The 1,306-nt window shown below is 68.0% G+C and carries 2 protein-coding genes; one reads left to right on the top strand and one right to left on the bottom strand.

The genetic code is table 11. The annotated features are described in order from the left end of the window. The coding region (locus ASF38_RS18025) for a glucose-6-phosphate isomerase family protein (protein WP_200914471.1) at positions 1-229 on the bottom strand (229 nt) is incomplete at its 3' end. A gap of 236 nt (positions 230-465) precedes the next feature. On the opposite strand from ASF38_RS18025, the gene ASF38_RS08905 reads away from it, so the two are divergent. Beyond that, a complete protein-coding gene (locus ASF38_RS08905; protein ID WP_056575236.1) occupies positions 466-1,233 on the top strand; it encodes a DeoR/GlpR family DNA-binding transcription regulator in 768 nt (255 codons plus the stop codon). The last annotated feature ends 73 nt before the right edge of the window (positions 1,234-1,306 follow it).

Here is a 1,306-nt window from a genome sequence, read left to right as displayed (position 1 = left end):
ACAGGGTCGAGATCCCCGTGATGAGGTCGCCGGCCTGGTCCGACGGGCGGAACTCGTCGACGTGGTACATGACGGCGTCGTCGCCGCGCTCCGCACGCAGCCGCGCGAACGCGTCGGCGTCGGCGTACAGGCCGTCCAGGTCGCCGAGGCGCTTCTCGTAGCGGCCGGTGCGACCGACGAGCTGGTCGGGCTCGATCGTCAACGTCGGTCCGGGCTGGGTTGCGGTCACGGTGCTCCTTCGGTGATGACGCGCGTCGAGTGCCGCATGTCCTGGGTCACATTAGTAGCAAAACTACAAGAAAATGTCACGGACTGGTCGAATCTCCCGCAAATCGTTGACAAGGCCCCCGATAAATGTAGTCTGACTCCCGAAGTTGTGGTGCAGACCACAACAAAGCGGCGCAGCGAGTGGGTTTCCCACATCACGCACCGAGGGATTTCCACGACGCAGGAGGGAGCAGGGCCATGAACGTCAGCACTCGCCGACGCGAGATCGTCGACCTCGTCCGCGCCCAGGGCCGGGTCGAGGCCGCGGAGCTCTCCCTGCGCTTCGACGTCAACGCCGAGACCATCCGTCGCGACCTCGCGGCCCTGGAGGACTCCGGCACGGTGCAGCGGATCCACGGCGGCGCCGTGGCGCTGGACCACCTCGCCGTCGAGGGCAGGATGGCTCGTCGACTGACCGAGCGGCGCGACGAGAAGCGCGCCATCGCCCGGTCCGCCGTCCAGGAGATTCCCGCCTTCGGCGCCGTCTTCATCGAGGCCGGCTCGACGACCGGCCAGCTCGCGGAGGTCATGACCCAGCGCGGCGACCTGCTGATCGTCACGAACGCGCTTCAGACGGCGTTGCGGCTCACCGATGCGGGCGCCTCCACGGTCATGACGATCGGCGGACGCGTGCGCGCCGAGAGCTACGCCGAGGTCGACCAGTGGGCCATCGAACGGTTGGCCACGCTGCGCTTCGACGTCGCCTTCGTCGGGACCAACGCCATCGACGTCACCTGGGGCCTGTCCACGCCCGACCCGGCCGAGGCCGCGGTCAAGGCGGCCATCATCGCCTCCGCGCAGACGACGGTCCTGATGGCCGACCACACGAAGTTCGGCATGAAGGCCGCCTGCCGCTACGGCGGGGTCGAGGACATCGACCTCGTCGTCACCGACTCGGGGATCGAGAGCAGCACCGTCGACGACCTGCGCGCTCTCGGGACGGAAGTCCGTCTTGCGACCGACTGACACCGCACGGCACGGGTCCCTCCGTGTCCTCACCGCCCAGCTCGGGCATCACGTTGGAGGAAAGATGACAACT

The organism is Aeromicrobium sp. Leaf272 (assembly GCF_001422865.1).
Lineage (GTDB): Bacteria > Actinomycetota > Actinomycetes > Propionibacteriales > Nocardioidaceae > Aeromicrobium.
Note: the sequence above shows the minus strand (reverse complement) of the source record. Positions and strands in the feature narration are given on the sequence as shown.

What these genes read in the sequence shown, in the direction of transcription:
- ASF38_RS08905 (WP_056575236.1), top strand. Translation starts at nt 466, where the DNA reads ATGAACGTCAGCACTCGCCGACGCGAGATCGTCGACCTCGTCCGCGCC.